The organism is Novosphingobium sp. BL-S-19 (assembly GCF_055521675.1).
This window is the reverse complement of record NZ_CM145497.1, coordinates 1,683,172-1,698,664: the sequence shown is the minus strand read 5'-3', so window position 1 is coordinate 1,698,664 and position 15,493 is coordinate 1,683,172. Positions and strand designations below refer to the sequence as shown.

13 protein-coding genes are annotated in these 15,493 nt (G+C 64.6%); 6 read left to right on the top strand and 7 right to left on the bottom strand.

Annotation, left to right across the window (positions count from 1 at the left end):
• Positions 1-519 precede the first annotated feature (519 nt).
• Complete coding sequence (locus tag ACZ1JV_RS07150; RefSeq protein ID WP_465148980.1) at positions 520-1,422, bottom strand: LysR substrate-binding domain-containing protein; 903 nt, start codon at positions 1,420-1,422, stop codon at positions 520-522.
• A gap of 134 nt (positions 1,423-1,556) precedes the next feature.
• Here ACZ1JV_RS07150 and ACZ1JV_RS07145 point away from each other — a divergent pair, with 134 nt between their 5' ends.
• The gene (locus tag ACZ1JV_RS07145) at positions 1,557-2,309 is read left to right on the top strand and encodes an SDR family NAD(P)-dependent oxidoreductase (protein WP_465148979.1); all 753 of its coding nucleotides are present in this window, start codon (positions 1,557-1,559) and stop codon (positions 2,307-2,309) included.
• A 121-nt stretch (positions 2,310-2,430) separates the two neighbouring features.
• Here the strand turns inward: ACZ1JV_RS07145 and ACZ1JV_RS07140 are convergent, their stop codons facing one another.
• The 3 genes from ACZ1JV_RS07140 to ACZ1JV_RS07130 form a co-directional block, all read right to left on the bottom strand.
• A complete protein-coding gene (locus ACZ1JV_RS07140; protein WP_465148978.1) occupies positions 2,431-2,661 on the bottom strand; it encodes a hypothetical protein in 231 nt (76 codons plus the stop codon).
• Positions 2,662-2,807: 146 nt separating this feature from the next.
• The gene (locus ACZ1JV_RS07135) at positions 2,808-3,266 is read right to left on the bottom strand and encodes a pyridoxamine 5'-phosphate oxidase family protein (protein ID WP_465148977.1); all 459 of its coding nucleotides are present in this window, start codon (positions 3,264-3,266) and stop codon (positions 2,808-2,810) included.
• Between the two features lie 107 nt (positions 3,267-3,373).
• On the bottom strand, positions 3,374-4,255 hold the full coding sequence (locus ACZ1JV_RS07130; RefSeq protein WP_465148976.1) for a LysR family transcriptional regulator: 882 nt from the start codon (positions 4,253-4,255) through the stop codon (positions 3,374-3,376).
• Between the two features lie 96 nt (positions 4,256-4,351).
• Here ACZ1JV_RS07130 and ACZ1JV_RS07125 point away from each other — a divergent pair, with 96 nt between their 5' ends.
• Both ACZ1JV_RS07125 and ACZ1JV_RS07120 read left to right on the top strand, forming a co-directional pair.
• Positions 4,352-5,806, top strand: a complete 1,455-nt coding sequence (locus tag ACZ1JV_RS07125) for an amidohydrolase family protein (RefSeq protein ID WP_465148975.1) — start codon at positions 4,352-4,354, stop codon at positions 5,804-5,806.
• Positions 5,803-6,957 (top strand): amidohydrolase family protein, encoded by a 1,155-nt coding sequence (locus ACZ1JV_RS07120; RefSeq protein ID WP_465148974.1) that lies wholly within the window; start codon positions 5,803-5,805, stop codon positions 6,955-6,957. The genes ACZ1JV_RS07125 and ACZ1JV_RS07120 overlap by 4 nt, the downstream gene beginning before the upstream one ends.
• A gap of 5 nt (positions 6,958-6,962) precedes the next feature.
• Here the strand turns inward: ACZ1JV_RS07120 and ACZ1JV_RS07115 are convergent, their stop codons facing one another.
• Positions 6,963-8,273 carry a sigma-54-dependent transcriptional regulator gene (locus ACZ1JV_RS07115; RefSeq protein WP_465148973.1) on the bottom strand — a complete coding sequence of 437 codons (1,311 nt, stop codon included), beginning with the start codon at positions 8,271-8,273 and terminating at the stop codon, positions 6,963-6,965.
• Positions 8,273-10,009, bottom strand: a complete 1,737-nt coding sequence (locus tag ACZ1JV_RS07110) for a sensor histidine kinase (RefSeq protein WP_465148972.1) — start codon at positions 10,007-10,009, stop codon at positions 8,273-8,275. Before ACZ1JV_RS07110 ends, ACZ1JV_RS07115 begins: the two co-directional genes overlap by 1 nt.
• Before the next feature lie 234 nt (positions 10,010-10,243).
• On the opposite strand from ACZ1JV_RS07110, the gene ACZ1JV_RS07105 reads away from it, so the two are divergent.
• Both ACZ1JV_RS07105 and ACZ1JV_RS07100 read left to right on the top strand, forming a co-directional pair.
• Entirely contained in the window at positions 10,244-11,566 is a 1,323-nt protein-coding gene (locus ACZ1JV_RS07105; RefSeq protein ID WP_465148971.1) for a dicarboxylate/amino acid:cation symporter, read from the top strand.
• 45 nt (positions 11,567-11,611) lie between these two features.
• Positions 11,612-13,069: an alginate export family protein gene (locus ACZ1JV_RS07100; RefSeq protein WP_465148970.1), complete on the top strand. Its 1,458-nt coding sequence runs from the start codon at positions 11,612-11,614 to the stop codon at positions 13,067-13,069.
• A gap of 2 nt (positions 13,070-13,071) precedes the next feature.
• Here ACZ1JV_RS07100 and ACZ1JV_RS07095 read toward each other — a convergent pair whose 3' ends face one another.
• Positions 13,072-13,971, bottom strand: a complete 900-nt coding sequence (locus ACZ1JV_RS07095) for a LysR family transcriptional regulator (protein WP_465148969.1) — start codon at positions 13,969-13,971, stop codon at positions 13,072-13,074.
• A gap of 93 nt (positions 13,972-14,064) precedes the next feature.
• On the opposite strand from ACZ1JV_RS07095, the gene ACZ1JV_RS07090 reads away from it, so the two are divergent.
• Entirely contained in the window at positions 14,065-15,489 is a 1,425-nt protein-coding gene (locus ACZ1JV_RS07090; RefSeq protein WP_465148968.1) for an aldehyde dehydrogenase family protein, read from the top strand.
• Positions 15,490-15,493: the final 4 nt, after the last annotated feature.

The window sequence follows — 15,493 nt, the reverse complement described above, 5'->3', positions numbered from 1 at the left end:
GACGAATATCCACCCGCGACTGAGCCGGAGCACGTCACCACGCCGGAGGTTATGGACACACATTGTTGTGCGAAGGCTTCCTCTGCGGCGACGGGCAGCAGCACCGTGGTGGCCGCGGCGCACAGCAAGGCTTGCCGCAATTTCGTGCGCGATCGGAAAGCGGGTTCTGGTCCGGATAACCGCGGATGCGGAGTTCTGCTTCGACCTGTCGAATGCGAAATCGATTCGGCCACGCTGCCTCCTGCGACTAACATCGGAAATGCCGGATCGGATCGTCCTGAGTCGATCACGCCCTTTCATAGGAGTAAAACGACAATCTATTCAATGAAATATCGACGATCTGTTTAAAATTCAGATCGGATCTATTGAATCGAGTATGCCGATTTAGATAACGTTGCCCGTTCGTGGCGGCGGCCATGCCGCCGTCCGGAATGGTTTACTGCATCTTCATTATGGTCGCGGGCATCATGGCGGCAGGCAGGATCGGCAGAGCTACCGCTTGCCAACGATCCGCGCTGCTCAGCTTACGGCATCCAAGGTGCGGAATGTCGTTGCGAGGTGGTCGATGAAGGCGCGCACGGCTGGAGGAAGGCCGCGGCGCGTGGTGAAGACCAGATGGACGATGCCGAGCTGGCCTCCCCACTCTGGCAATATCCGCACCAGCCTGCCGGCGGCGAGATCTTCGCGGCAGGAATGGTCGGGTAGCAGTGCAACGCCCAGGTTCGCCATGGCTGCCTCGCGCAGGGCGGCAAAGTCCTCGCAGGTCATGCGCGGCTCGTGGCGGTAGTCGAGCGTCGCGCCATCGGGGCCGGAGAGGTGCCAGGTCACTTCGCCGATATGGTCACTCGACCCCAGCGTGTGCAGCGTTTCAAGGCGGCTGATCGTCACATCGCGAAGGCTTCCGGCGAGGGCAGGGCCGGCGACGAGGATACGCCGGGACTGACCGAGCGTGCGCATCGTGAGCGAAGCGTCGGTATCGAGCGTCACGCGCACGCGCAACGCGACATCGATACGCTCGGCGATGAGGTCTACGGCACGATCCGTGGCGATAAGTTGCAGCGCCACCTTGGGGTAACGCGCCAGAAAGGCGGGAATATGGGGCGAGAGCACTTCCACCATGCCGCGCGGGCAGCTGAAACGGACCCTGCCTTGCGGTTCGGCCTGGGCCTGCGCGACGAGTGCCTCGGCCTGTTCCGCCTCTTCCAGCATGGCGCGGCAGCGCGCGTAGAAGGCCTCGCCGACTTCGGTGACGCGAAAGCGGCGCGATGATCGTTCGATGAGGCGGGTGCCGAGGCGCTCCTCCAGCGCGGCAACGCGCCGGCTGAGTTTCGATTTCGGAGTGCGCAAGGCCCGCCCGGCTGGCGCAAAACCCCCGTGTTTCACCACTTCGGCGAAATAGGCGTAATCGTTGAAGTCGGCCATATGCCTTCGCTCATCGTTCTTCTGATGGAACGATGAGTAGCGATTTTGCTGTCTACAGCCAAGATCGTTCCGGATGCATTTGTTCTCCAGCGGCAGGGAAACGGTTCCCACCGAATGCACGAATGGAGAATGACATGGCTAACAGGTTCGAAAACAAGGTCGTCGTGGTCACTGGCGGCACGACGGGGATTGGTCTTGCGACGGCCAAGGCCTTCGCAGACGAAGGCGCATCGGTGTTCATCACCGGACGGCGGCAGGAAGCCCTCGACGCGGCGGTCAAGGTGATCGGCGGCAAGGTCACCGGTGTACGCGGCGACATGAGCAAGCTGGCCGATGTCGACCGTCTCTACGACGCGGTCCAGCAGCAGCACTCCGCCATCGACGTGATCTTCGCCAATGCCGGCGGCGGCGAGTTTGCACCGCTCGGCGCGATCACTGAGGAACACTACGAAAAGACCTTCGACACCAACGTGAAGGGGGTGCTGTTCACCGTGCAGAAGGCTCTCCCGCTGCTGCGTGACGGCGCTTCAGTGGTGCTGACCGCCTCGACCGTGAGCATCTCGGGCACGCCGGCGCTGAGCGTCTACAGCGCCAGCAAGGCGGCCGTGCGCAACTTTGCGCGTAACTGGATCCTTGATCTGAAGGATCGCCGCATCCGCGTGAACGCTGTCAGCCCCGGCGTCACCGATACCCCGGGTGTCGATGAACTGTTCGGCGGCGGCGAGGACGCCGAGAATACGAAGGCCTATCTTGCCGGGCTGATCCCCGCCGGCCGTATCGGCCAGCCCTCGGAAATCGCCAAGGCCGTGCTGTTCCTCAGCTCGGAAGAGGCAAGCTTCATCAACGGAGTGGAACTCTTCGTCGATGGCGGTCAGGTCCAGATCTGACCAAGGTTCCAGTGGTCCCCAAGCGCCCGCCCGCCGTCATCCGACGGCGGGCACTGCGCGTTGCGACCATGAGATTGCATGAAGGCGGCCGTTACGTCGGCGAGAGCAACCTATTGGGTGTTCAACCGGCTGACACGATGGAATATTCAAGTCGCACATCGTCGAGCAGTCGCTCAATCGCAGCGCGCTGGGCATCGGTGCCACCAAGCCTGACATCCCAATTGCAATGAGCATGCGTCTGTGTGTCGCGCACGATGATCTTGCCGAGCGCCCGCCGCCATGTCTGCGATGTGCCGCCTCTTTCCCGGATAAGGCGGGCGATAAGCAGAAGTTCGAGGTCGGAGGAAGTCATTCCCACCGCTTAGCTGTTGTTGGCGGCTAAGCAAGCTGCAAGCTTGATGGATCAACGCTGCGGGCTTTGTCAGATTTCCAATACCGCACAAAGTCTGCCGTTGCTTCCATATGCCTGTCGGGATCAAACCCCCCCGCGTCGATAGCCTAAGACCCAGCAGCAGGAGCGGACTGGGCAAGCATGACCTCGCCTTCTTCCTCTCCGTCCCAGTAGTGCGCCCGTTCGCCGCTGACCTTGATCAGCACGAGGCCGGGCGTTTCCACACCGTCCGGCCACCACCGATTGAGGCCTTCTGTCCAGTGTTCGGCAAGTGCAGACCTTTCGCGGATCAGGCTGGCCCGGCCTTCGACCGCGAGAAAGAAAGGACGGTGGCCAAGAATTCCTGACTTGCCCTGATAGCTGAGCGTGACCGCCGCATTGCTTGCGATGTCGGAAACCATCCGGGTCTTCTCTTCGGTGAAGAACCAGGCATCGCCATCGTATTCGACTTCGCGGTTGTTGCTCATGGGCCGCGCGGCGATCGCGCCGTTCTGGGTATGCGTGGCCAGCATCGCGAAGTCGATGTCCTTCATCTTTTCGGAAAGATCCTTGAGCGTCTTCGTCATGAGTGCGTTCCTCTGAAATCGGATACGCATGTCAAACGCACAAGACGCGGACTCTGCTCTTGCCGCGTTCTGAAATATCACACTGCCCGTCGCATCGACGATCCGGATCAGCGCCCTGCCGGCGTAGCATTGCCGGCACCGGGTGAAGCCCGCGTGCGCTGTTCCAGCACGGCCTGCGTCATGTGCACGAGTTCGGCAATCGGCTCTGCATTCTCGCGCGCATAGAGCGAGACGACCATCGGCGCCGCTTCGCCCAATCCGGCCAATTGGCGCAATGCCCTGCCTTTCACCACCGAGCGCGGCAGTAGCGATAGTCCCATGCCGGCTTCCGTCGCAGCCAGAACGCTCTGCAGGCTGCTGCCGGAAAAGGCGACATACCATCGCTGCCCTGCTGCTTCGAGCGCGCGGAACATCGTCTCGCGATAGAGGCCGCCAGGCGGGAAGGTTACCAGCGGCACCGGATCGCGGTCCTCCACCGCCTGATCGTGCGGGGCGAACCAGCCAAGCGGTTCCGGGTAGCTGGCGCGGCAATCGGCCGCCGGGCGGTCCTCTTTCACGACGACAAGGTCGAATTCGCCCTGCCGATAGCGCGCGGCAAGATCGCGGCTGAGGCCGGTGACGACATCCAGGCGGATGCGGCTGTGGGCCGCCGCGAAGCCGGCAAGGCGCTGCGCCATCGCCGGTGTCGCCAGATCTTCGGGCAGGCCGATGGAAACGCTTGCCGTTCCCGCCGGATCGCGCAGGAGGTTGCGTGCCTCCTCATCGAGTTGAAGAATGCGCCGCGCATGGCCAAGCAGCCGCTCCCCCATGGCCGTGGGGCACACCGGGCGCGCTGCCCTGTCGATCAGCGGATGGCCTGTTGCCTCCTCCAGCCGCCCTAGTTGCTGGCTGATCGTCGACTGCGTCATTCCCAGTTGCTCCGCCGCGCGGGTGAAATGGCCGGTGTCGACGATGGTCACGAAACTGCGCAGAAGTCTGGGATCGAGCATGACGAGCATTCACATATCAAATGATAGGCATTTTGACATCTAATTTGTGAATGAAATCACAGTCTCCTATCACAGCGACAAAGGAGACAGGTGCCCATGAAGTTTCTCGCCCCGTTGATCGCCGGCCTCATGGCCTCCGCATCGCCCGCTCTGGCGGCTAGCGAAGGCGACCTCATGATCCGCCACGTCACCGTGATCGACGTGGAACATGCGCGCGAGGTGAAGGATCAGGCCGTCGTACTGCGCGGCGCGGACATCGTTGCCGTGGGCGGCGATGCCGCAGTCTCCCGCCAATGGCACGCGCAGGACGTGGTGGAGGGCAAGGGGCGCTTCCTGATTCCCGGGCTGTGGGACATGCATGTCCACTTCGGCGGCGGGCCGGACCTGATCGAAGAGAACAAGGCGCTGCTGCCGCTCTATGTCGCGCATGGCATCACCACGATCCGCGACTGTTCGGGCGACCTTCCAGACCAGGTTCTCGCGTGGCGCGGCGAGATCGCCAATGGCACGCTGTTCGGCCCGCGCCTGCTGACGTCCGGCGCCAAGATCGAAGGCATCAAGCCGGTGTGGAAGGGCACCATCGAAGTAGGCAGCAAGGCCGATGTCGATGCCGCGCTCGCCCGCCTGCAGGACCGCGACAAGGTGGACTTCGTGAAGATCACCGACAGCACGCTGGATCCGCAGCTGTTCCTCTATGCCGTATCGCAAGCGAAGGCGCGCGGGCTGCGCACTTCCGGCCACATCCCGATGGCGCTGACCGTCGGGCAGGCGGTGGATGCGGGGATCAGTTCGATCGAGCATATCGACTATGCCTACAAGGCCGGCGTCAAGGACGAGGCGGCCATCGCGGCGGACTTCGCGGCCGGCCGCATCGACCGGGCGGAAGCGAACCGGCGGCTCGACAAGGGGTTCGACCCCGCCACGGCCATGGCGTCCTACCGCAACTTTGCGCAGAAGGGCGTCTTCGTCACGCCGACGCTGAACGGCGGCCGCGTGCTCGCGTGGCTGGACGCGGACGATCATGCCCACGACCCTTACCTCGCCTATATCGGCCCGAAACTGCGCAAGACCTATGATTGGCGCATCCAGCGCGCGGCGCAGGCGGATGCGGCGGCGATCGAGGCGCGCCACGCCCATTTCGAGCATGAGGCTGCCGTGCTGTCGATGCTGGAAAAGGCCGGCGTGACGGTGATCGCGGGCACCGACGCGGGCTTCCTCAATTCCTTCAACTATCCCGGCATCGGCCTGCATGACGAGCTTTCGCTGTTCGTGAAGGAAGGACTCACCCCCGCGCAGGCACTTTCCGCCGCGACCCGCGCCGGGCCGGCATGGTTCGGCCTGCTCGACCGCTATGGCGCGGTGAAGAGCGGCATGGCGGCCGATCTGGTGCTGCTGGACCGCGATCCGCTGAAGGACATTTCCGCGACGCGCGCGATCGGGGCGGTCGTGATGCGAGGCAAGCTGTACGACCGCGCCGCGCTGGACGGGATGCTGGCCGAAACCCGCACCAAGGTTGCCGCATGGAACGCTGCCGAAGGGGCGGTGCAATGATCGACCGCCTCTTCACCAATGCCTTGCTGCCGGACGGCCGCTCGGTCGATCTTGCAGTACGGGATGGACGCTTCGCCGCCATCGCGCCCCACCTGCCCGCAGCGGTGGAAACGGTCGATCTGGGCGGCAGGCTGGTCCTGCCCGGCTTCGTCGACGGGCATATCCATCTCGACAAGAGCTTCGTCGGCGAGCCCTGGCAACCCCATCGCCCAGCCGAGAGCCTGCGGGAGCGGCTCGCTGCCGAGAAAGCGCTGCTGGCCGGGATGCGCCCCACCGCCCAGCGCGCCGATGCGCTGATCGCGCAAGTCGCCGCCTTCGGCACCGTTGCCATGCGCAGCCACGTCGATGTCGACGCCACCACCGGCCTCTCCCACCTCCACGCCGTGATGGAGGCGCGCGAAAAGTGGCGCGATCGGGTGGACATCCAACTGGTCGCCTTCCCGCAGGCTGGCATCCTGACCTGCCCGGGCACGGCAGAAATTCTTGAGGCGGCGATCGCTGACGGCGTCGAGGTGGTGGGCGGGATCGATCCGCAGGGCATGGACGGCGATTCCGATGGGCATCTCGATGTGGTGTTCGGCCTTGCCGACCGGCGCGGCGCCAGGATCGACATCCACCTTCATGAAGGTGGCGCCGACGGCATTGCGCAATTGCATCGCATCGCTGCGCGCACGAAGGCGCTGGGTCTAGCCGGGCGCGTCGTGGTCAGCCACGCCTATGCGCTGGGGGATGTGGACGGTCCGGTGCTCGACGGCACCGCCCGCGCGCTTGCCGACGCAGGCGTGGCGATCATGACCAATGCACCGGGAGACCGCGCTTTCCCGCCGGTTCTTCACTTGCGTCAGCATGGCGTTCGGGTCTTTACCGGCAGCGACAACATCCGCGATGCCTGGTGGCCCTACGGCAATGGCGACATGCTGCAGCGGGCGATGCTGATCGGCTACCGTTCAGGCTTCTACCGCGACGAAGATCTTGCCGTTGCATTGGCCATGGCGACCGAAGAGGCGGCGAGGGCGATCGGACTGGAAGTGCCCCGGCTGGAAGTGGGGATGCCGGCCAGCTTTGTCGCCGTCAACGCCGACGCGCTGCCGGCTGCCGTTGCAGCCCCGCCCGCCGATCGGGTGGTCGTCTACCGCGGCCGAGAATTCTGACGCGGTCAGTCTTTTCGCCGCAAGGCGCCAAGATCGATCGCGTGCTTGTTCACCTTGTAATAGAATGTCTTGCGCGGCAGATCGAGTGCGCGAATGGCCGCGCCGATCTCGCCGCCCGAAGCTTGCACGGCTGCGATGATTTCCTCGCGTTCGAAAGCATCGACGCGTTCGGTAAGACCTTTGGCAGTGCCCGGTGACGGCGCGGGGGAGGGGTCGCCAAGGCCGAGCACGAACTGCTCCGCAAAATTTGCGAGTTCACGCAAGTTGCCCGGCCAGTCATGGCGTTCCAGCATTGCGCGCACCGGGGCGGTAACGGTCGGCAGTTCACGGCCGAAGCGGCTTGCCGCATCGCCGGCAAAGCGGGCAAAGAGCGCCGGGATGTCCTCCCGGCGGTCGCGCAGCGGCGGAACGCTCAGGCGCATGGCGGCAAGGCGATAGAACAGCGGGGGCAGGAGCGCAGCGGGCGGGCCTTCGGCGGCGTTCTGGCTGGTGGAGATGATCCGGACGTCGATCGGCATCGCTTCGTCCCGTCGGCGCAGCACGCGCTGTTCGGCGAATGGCAGCAGGCGCTCCTGCAAATGGGGTGGGGCGCGGTCCACGTCGTCGAGGTAGAGCGTGCCGCGATGCGCGGCTGCAAGGCCGGGCTCGGCATGCCCGCTGGAGGCGAACAGTGGATCGACCAGCGCCTCGGGAACGCTGGCACAGGCCAGCGGCAGAAAGCGGTGGCGCGCACGCTTGCCCGCGCGATGGATCAGGCGGGCGAGGAGATCCTTGCCGGTGCCCGTTTCGCCTTCGATGAAAAGGTCGATATCGGCATTGGCCAGAACCGGAATCATTTCGCGCAGGCGGCGGATTGCAGGGCTTTCGCCCAGAAAGACGGGCGCGTCGTCGGCCTCAGCCAGACTGCGCAAGCGGCGATTTTCCAGCGTGAGCGCGCGCGCGGTGGCCGCACGGTTGACGGCGGCGATCAGGGCGTCAGGCGCGAAGGGCTTGGTCAGGAAATCCCACACGCCGGCCTTGAGCATCTGCACAGCCATTTCGATATCGCCGTGACCGGTCACGAGGATCACGGGCAGTTCGGGATCGCGTTCGTGAAGCTGGTGGAACAGGTCGATACCCGAAACGAGCGGCATCCGCACATCGGTAACGACTACGCCCGGCCAGTCCGGCGTGATTGCGGCCAGCGCCGGGACGGCGGCGGGAAAGTGCTCCACCTCGAAACCGGCAAGGCGCAGGAGCTGCGCGGTCGAGCGCGCCAGATCGTCATCGTCTTCCACGAGTGCGATGCGTGGGGCAAGATGCGGCGTATCGGTCATCAGGCAAGTCTCAGGCGGAGTTCGAAGGTCGCGCCGGTTTGATCGGATGCAGTCTCGCTCGGCTTCAGGCGCAGCGAGCCGCCGAATTCCTGCGCAATGTCCTGCGCGATCACGAGGCCGAGACCCAACCCTTCGGCGCGGCTGGTGGCGAAGGGGGTGAAGAGGCGGTCGGCGATGTCCGGTGCGATGCCGGGGCCGTTGTCGGCAATGGTGAGCAGCAGCGTTTCACCCTCGGTTGCGAGGGACAGCACGATATGTGGATCGGGTCTTCCGGCGAGCGCCTCGGTGGCGTTCTGGAGCAGATTCACCAGAATTTGCTCCAGCCGGACCTTGTCACCCCGGACCTTGAGATCTTCAGGTATTGCAGGCGTTTCGAAGGTCACTGCCGCAAGGCGTTCCTTGAGCAGCAGGCGGGCGCCGTCGAGCACTTCGGCAAGCGAGACGATCCCCGTGCTGCCGTTGCCGCCGGCACTGCCTTTCCGCGCGAACCCCCGAAGCTGGGCGGTGATGACGCCGATGCGCTCGGCCAGTCGGTCGATAGCCGAGAGGTTCTCACGGACTTCAGCGGCTGCTCCGCGATCCAGCAACTGCCCCGCCGACGCCGCATAGTTGCGAATGGCGGCGACCGGCTGGGCGGTTTCGTGCGCCACGCTGGCGGTCACTTGCCCGAGCGTGGCCAGACGGTTGGCCAGACGCAGTTCCTCGCGCAGCAGGGCCGCGCGCTGTTCGAGCGTGGCGCGCTCGTCCATCTCCCGCCGCAATTCGGCGGTGCGTTCGGTGACGGCGGCTTCCAGCACGGCGGTGCGTTCGCGGCTCTGGCGGTTACGCTGGACAAGCCAGCGGAGCGTACCGATCGCCACCAGCGCGAGAAGCGCGGCCACGATCTGCGCACTTCGCATTGGCGTCGTCACCGCGACCCGGATCGGCAGTGCAAGGTTGACTTGCCATCCGTCGCGATTGGGTGGGCTGGCGGCAGGCAAAAGCGCGCCGGTCCGCTCCGGCATCCGAAGCAGGCCGTCGCGGTCGATCGCAAAGGGTCTGGGCTTCAGTTCCGGTGCGCCGATGTCGCTGGCGACTGCTTTTTGTTCCATGGCTCCGATCGGGCGGGTCATGGCGAAGCGCCAGGCGGAGCGACTGGCGACGAGGATCACGCCGTCGGAATTGGTCACGAAAGTCTCGCCGCCGGCGATGCGCCACTGAGCTTCGATCCGGTCGAAGTCCAGCTTGATGATGATCACGCTGTTCCCTGCCGCTCTGCGGGCGAGGTAGAGGCCGGGAAGATGGCTGACCGTGCCGAGCGCGAACTGGGAGCCGTTCCCGGTCCTCAGCGCGTCGCGGTAATAGCGCCGGAAGCGATAGTCGCGGCCGACGAAGCTGTCGGGACGGTTCCAGTTGCTGGCGGAGATCGCGAAGCCGTCTGCGCCGACAAGGTAGATCGCAGAGGCGCCGATGCGATTGGCGAAAGCTTCGAACTTGGCGTCGAGCCGTTTGACGGCGCCCGGTTCCGCGCGCGCGGCAGCGATCACATCGCGGTCGTCGGCGAGGGCCTGCGGTAGTAGACGGAACCTGGCGATCTCACTGTCGAGCAGAGCCTGCCGCAAACGGGCGTCGGCCTTGACCGAGGATGCGAAGGCGGCGGTCGAACTTCGGCGCACAATTTCGCCTGCGACGCCGCCTGCGATCAGCGCGGCGGCGAGGGCGGCAAGAAGCCAATAGAGGCCAAGGCGGCGAGTCACTGCGTCAGGTTAGACATGCACGCAGCGATGTGCAAATTTCTGCACATCGCTGCACTGCAATGTGCCGATTTCAGCCCAGTGCCTCGGGCGTCAAAAGGCCAAAATCGCCGGAAATCCGCCATTTAAATGGATTGCAAAAATGTCTTTGGCCGCAGCGTAAAAGCGAACAGTTTCTGCCCAGCCCGCGATAAGCATAAGTCTTGCGCGTGCAGAGAGAGGAAGAAAGGCCTGCCCATGCACACCCCATTGCCCGATACACACGAGTCGTCCACGCCCACGCGCTGGTATGGTCATCTCTACGTGCAGGTGCTTATCGCCATCGCGGCGGGTGTCACGATCGGCCACTTCGCGCCCGCCACGGGTGAGGCGCTGAAGCCGTTGGGCGATGCCTTTATCAAGCTGGTCAAGATGGTGATCGCCCCCGTCATCTTCCTGACCATCGTGACCGGCATCGCCTCAATGCGCGACCTCTGCTCGGTCGGGCGTGTCGCGGGCAAGGCGTTCGGCTATTTCTTCTTCTTCTCGACCCTGGCGCTGATCGTCGGGCTGGTCGTGGCGAATGTGGTTCGCCCCGGCCACGGCCTGAATATCGATCCTGCCACGCTTGATGCCTCGAAGGTCGCACTCTTCTCCGAGAAGGCACACGAAACGACGATCACCGGGTTCCTGATGGGTATGATCCCGGACACGTTCCTATCGTCCATGACCGAGGGGAATATCCTTCAGGTCCTGGTGATCGCCATCCTCTTCGGCATTTCACTGGCCATGCTGGGCGATCGCGGCGCCCCTGCGCTCTCGCTGCTGGAGACCATTTCGCTGGTTTTCTTCAAGCTGGTGTCGATCGTCATGAAGGCGGCCCCCGTCGGAGCGTTCGGCGCGATGGCCTTTACCATCGGCAAGTATGGCGTCGGCAGCCTTGCCAATCTGGCCGGGCTGGTGGCGACGTTCTATCTCACCTCGGCGCTGTTCGTGGTGGTGGTGCTGGGCGTGGTCGCCCGGCTGGCAGGATTCTCGATCTTCTCGCTGATTTCCTACCTCAAGGCCGAATTGCTGCTGGTGCTGGGCACGTCGTCTTCTGAAAGCGCGCTGCCCTCGCTCATGGAGAAGATGGAGCGCGCCGGCTGCCCCAAGAGCATCGTCGGCCTGGTCGTGCCGACGGGCTACAGCTTCAATCTCGATGGCACCAATATCTACATGACCCTGGCCGCGCTGTTCATCGCGCAGGCCTGCAACGTGGAACTGACGCTGGGCCAGCAGGTCCTGCTGCTGGGCGTGGCCATGCTTTCGTCCAAGGGCGCGGCGGGCGTTACCGGCGCCGGCTTCATCACGTTGGCCGCCACGCTGTCCATCGTGCCGTCGGTGCCGGTCGCGGGCATGGCGCTGATCCTGGGCGTGGACCGCTTCATGTCCGAATGCCGCAGCCTGACGAACTTCATCGGCAATGCCGTGGCAACGGTGGTCGTCTCGCGATGGGAAGGCAAGCTCGACACCGAGCGGTTCAAGGCCGTGCTCGCCAATCGCGAGCCTGCCGCCGAGATGAGCCCCGCGCTCGTCTGACCTGACCGGATCGGGGGGCTAAGACCCCCCACAGGAACCACAGACATGAAGACAGTGCCTGCGCGGCTGCTTGCCGCCACCCTTTGTTGCGCCTCGGTTATAGGGCCGCTGCCAGCCCATGCCGAAGAAGTGAAGGCCCCGGTCTACCCGGTTTCCGCCAACGGCGACGGCGCCGTCATCAATGGTTACAGCATCTCTCGCTGGGCCGAGGACTGGCAGGCCATGGCCGACAAGACCAAGCGCGACGATCCGCTCGACCGCTTGAAATTCCTGCCGCTGAACGATGACGGTGACATCTACCTCACACTTTCGGGCGAACTGCGCCTGCGCGTGAACCAGACCACCAATCCCAACTTGCGCGAGGCTGAGGCACAGCGGCAGGACATCTCCCGCGTGGTGGCCGGCGCGGACCTGCATGTCGGCCCGCACTTGCGCTTCTACGGAGAGCTGGCGCACGGCGGGCTTGGCGGCGAAAATCTTGGCGTTCCGTCCAGCAATTTTCGCAACGGCCTGGTCGCCCAGCAGTATTTCGCGGAAGCCACTGCGCAACTAGCCGGGCTGGACGTAGGTGTCCGCTATGGCCGGCAGGAATTCGTTGACGGACCCAACCTGCTGACCTCGCAGCGCGACAATAACACGATCCACTACACGCTGAACGGCGTGCGGGCCTGGGTGCGCGGCAAATCCGTGCGCGCGGATGTGTTCGACCTTCGCCCCACCGCTTATGGCGAGGACGGCCTGGCCGACGACAAGAGCGATCCGGAGCGCCGCTTTTCCGGGGTGACGTTGGGGTTTGCGGTGCCCAAGACGTTCCTTGGCGATTCAAAGATCTTCGTCGATCCCTTCCTCTGGCGACGTCGGAACGGCGTTGGCACTTGGGGAAGGCGGATCGGCCCTGCGACGCGCTATTACGGCGGCGTACATGTCTATGGCGATGCCGGGCCGATCAACCTCGATTGGACGGTGAACCACCAGTGGGGCGAGTTCAAGGACCAGAAAATCGACGCATGGCAGGTTCTGCTCGCCCAGTCCTTGCGCCTCGGATCGGACAAGGCGGCCCCGCGTATCGGCGTGAGCGCGGACTATGCCAGCGGTGGCGGCGGCTATGGCGATGGCAAGCTGCGCGATGCCTATTCGCCGTTCGGCAACAACGTCTACTTCAGCTATCAGCTCTATCTGACGCCCACGAACATTCGTTCCGTCGCCCCCACTTTCAGCTTTTCGCCGCTCAAGTCCGTGAAGGTGAGTGCGGAATACCGCTTCGCGTGGCGCGACAATGTCACCGATGCCGTCTATCGCGCCAATGGTCAGCCGTTTGCCGGCACCCAGAACGGCCGGGCCCGCAAGATCGCCGAACTCGCGCGGCTGCAGGCCGTCTGGACGATCTCGCCGCGCGTTTCGTTCACCGGCCGCTACGAGCATCTTCAGGCCGGCCCCGCGTTGACCGATGCCGGATACAGGAGTTCGGATTTTCTCGCGGGCTGGTTGAGCCTGCGCTTCTAGGGTCAGGACCGCCGGGCATGGAGGCGGGCAAGGTCAATGAAGGCCCGCAGCTTGGCGGGAACGTGGCGCCGTCCGGAATAGTAGAGGCAGAGCGGCGGCTCTTCCGGCATCCAGTCCCTGAGCAGCGGCGTCAGGCGTCCCTCCCGCACATGCGGCGCTGCCGTCTCCTCCGCCACATAGGCGAGGCCCATCCCGTCCAGCGCTGCGTCGAGCATAAGCCCGCTGTCGTCGAGGATCAGACGACCGGGAACGTCCAGTTCCAATCGCTGGTCATCCCGCGCGAATTCCCAATGATAGATACGTCCGTTCCCCATGCGGTAGCGGATGCATTCGTGCGCAAGCAGGTCCCGTGGCTCGACCGGAACCGGACGATCGCGCAGGTAGTCCGGTGAGCCGAGGACGACGAGGCGTATCTCCGGAACGATGGGCACGGCGATCATGTCGGGCGGAACGCTGTCCCGCAGGCGTATCCCGGCGTCGAAGCCTTTGCCGATGACGTCGACCAGTGCCGCTTCGCTGACGATCTCCACTTGCATGCGCGGGTAGCGGGCAAGATAGTCCCGGATCAGCGGGGCCATGACGAACCGCGCCGCGCCCGCCGCCATGTTAAGGCGCAGCAGGCCCGAAGGTTCGCCCAGATGTTCCCCCGCGTTCTCGATCGCGCTGTCGATTGCGGCGAGCGCCGGAAGGACGTCTTCCAGAAACTGCGCGCCCGCCGCGGTCAGTGCGACACTGCGCGTGGTTCGGTTGAACAGGCGCACGTTCATGCGCTCTTCCAACGCGGCGATGGCATGGCTGAGGCCGGAGGAAGATACCCCCAGTTCGCGCCCGGCAGCGCGAAAGCCGCCCCGGCGAGCGACGGTGGCGAAGGCTTCCAGTTCGGCCAGGCTTGCCTTGGGCATTGCGCGATATTCCTTATCAACCTGTCTCTTATTGTCCTTCTAATCGGAACAGCGTGCCGGTTCCATATCGCCAACGAGCAATGGAGACCGACAATGCGGAATATCGACAAGATCTACATCGACGGCGCTTTCGTGACGCCGCACGGCGATGAACGCTTCGACCTCTTCAATCCCGCCACCGAAGACAGGATCGGTTCCGTGCGGCTGGGCGACGCGGAGGATGTCCGGTTGGCGGTCGCGGCAGCCAAGCGGGCGTTCCCCGGCATGGCCCGCACCACGAAGGCGGAGCGGATAGCGATGCTTCATCGTTTGCGGGACGCCGTGACGGCCCGGACCGGCGATCTGATCGCCGCGATGACCGAAGAATATGGCGCGCCGGCCTACTTCACCGGGTTTTCGGTGCAGAACACCGCCTCGGTCTTCGAAGTCATGGCAGCGTCGGTGGAGGACTATGCCTTCGATCGGATGGCAGGCTCCAGCGCGGTGACGATGCTGCCGCTCGGCGTTATCGGGGCGATCACCCCGTGGAACAGCAATTTCGGCTTCATCGCCACCAAGCTGGCCCATGCCATCGGCTCGGGATCGACGATCGTCATCAAGCCAGCCGAGCAGAGCGCAATCCAGACGCAGGTTCTGCTCGAATGTCTGCATGAGGCGGGGTTGCCGAAGGGCGTGCTCAATGTCGTGAACGGCACTGGCCCGGAAGTCGGCGCGGCGTTGACGGCGCATCCCGATGTGGCGCTGATCACCTTCACCGGATCGACGCCGGCGGCGAAGATCATCCAGCGTTCGGCGCTGGAGACGATGAAGCGGCTGGTGCTGGAACTGGGCGGCAAGAGCCCGACGATCATCCTTGACGATGCCGATCTCGACACGGCGATCCCGATCGCGCTGATGAGCGGCTTTGCCAACAGCGGCCAGGCCTGCGTTGCCGGATCGCGCATTCTGGTGCCGCGCGCGCGCCGGGAAGAGATCGTCGCGCGGCTGAAGCAAGAGGCGGAACGGCTCAAGGTCGGCATCCCCACCGATCCGGAAGTGCGCATCGGCCCGCTCGCCAATGCCGCGCATTGGGAGCGTGTGCAGGGCTGGATCCGGCTTGGTCTGGAGGAAGGCGCAAGCCTGCTCACCGGCGGTGAGGGGAGGCCTGCCGGGCTCGACCGAGGCTGGTTCGCAAGGCCGACGATCTTCACCGATGTCACCAATTCCATGCGCATCGCTCGGGAGGAGATATTCGGCCCGGTCCTGAGCGTCATCACCTATGAGGATGAGGCCGAAGCCATCGCGATCGCCAACGATTCCGACTTCGGGCTTCAGGCCTATGTCCTCTCTGCGGACGAAGGCCGTGCCCTTCGTGTTGCGCGGCAATTGATTGCCGGGCGCGTCGTCATCAACGGCGCGCCGCACGATCCCCGCGCTCCGTTCGGGGGCTTCCGCCAATCCGGCCTTGGGCGAGAGATCGGCGCCTATGGTCTCGACGCCTTTCTCGAACCGCGCGCGATCCTGAAGCCCGCTGCCTGAACCG

Coding starts and splice junctions, on each gene's coding strand:
- ACZ1JV_RS07090 (WP_465148968.1), top strand. CDS start 14,065: ATGCGGAATATCGACAAGATCTACATCGACGGCGCTTTCGTGACGCCG.
- ACZ1JV_RS07130 (WP_465148976.1), bottom strand. CDS start 4,255: ATGCTCGATCCCAGACTTCTGCGCAGTTTCGTGACCATCGTCGACACC.
- ACZ1JV_RS07100 (WP_465148970.1), top strand. CDS start 11,612: ATGAAGACAGTGCCTGCGCGGCTGCTTGCCGCCACCCTTTGTTGCGCC.
- ACZ1JV_RS07095 (WP_465148969.1), bottom strand. CDS start 13,971: ATGCCCAAGGCAAGCCTGGCCGAACTGGAAGCCTTCGCCACCGTCGCT.
- ACZ1JV_RS07140 (WP_465148978.1), bottom strand. CDS start 2,661: ATGACTTCCTCCGACCTCGAACTTCTGCTTATCGCCCGCCTTATCCGG.
- ACZ1JV_RS07105 (WP_465148971.1), top strand. CDS start 10,244: ATGCACACCCCATTGCCCGATACACACGAGTCGTCCACGCCCACGCGC.
- ACZ1JV_RS07135 (WP_465148977.1), bottom strand. CDS start 3,266: ATGACGAAGACGCTCAAGGATCTTTCCGAAAAGATGAAGGACATCGAC.
- ACZ1JV_RS07125 (WP_465148975.1), top strand. CDS start 4,352: ATGAAGTTTCTCGCCCCGTTGATCGCCGGCCTCATGGCCTCCGCATCG.
- ACZ1JV_RS07145 (WP_465148979.1), top strand. CDS start 1,557: ATGGCTAACAGGTTCGAAAACAAGGTCGTCGTGGTCACTGGCGGCACG.
- ACZ1JV_RS07150 (WP_465148980.1), bottom strand. CDS start 1,422: ATGGCCGACTTCAACGATTACGCCTATTTCGCCGAAGTGGTGAAACAC.
- ACZ1JV_RS07120 (WP_465148974.1), top strand. CDS start 5,803: ATGATCGACCGCCTCTTCACCAATGCCTTGCTGCCGGACGGCCGCTCG.
- ACZ1JV_RS07115 (WP_465148973.1), bottom strand. CDS start 8,273: ATGACCGATACGCCGCATCTTGCCCCACGCATCGCACTCGTGGAAGAC.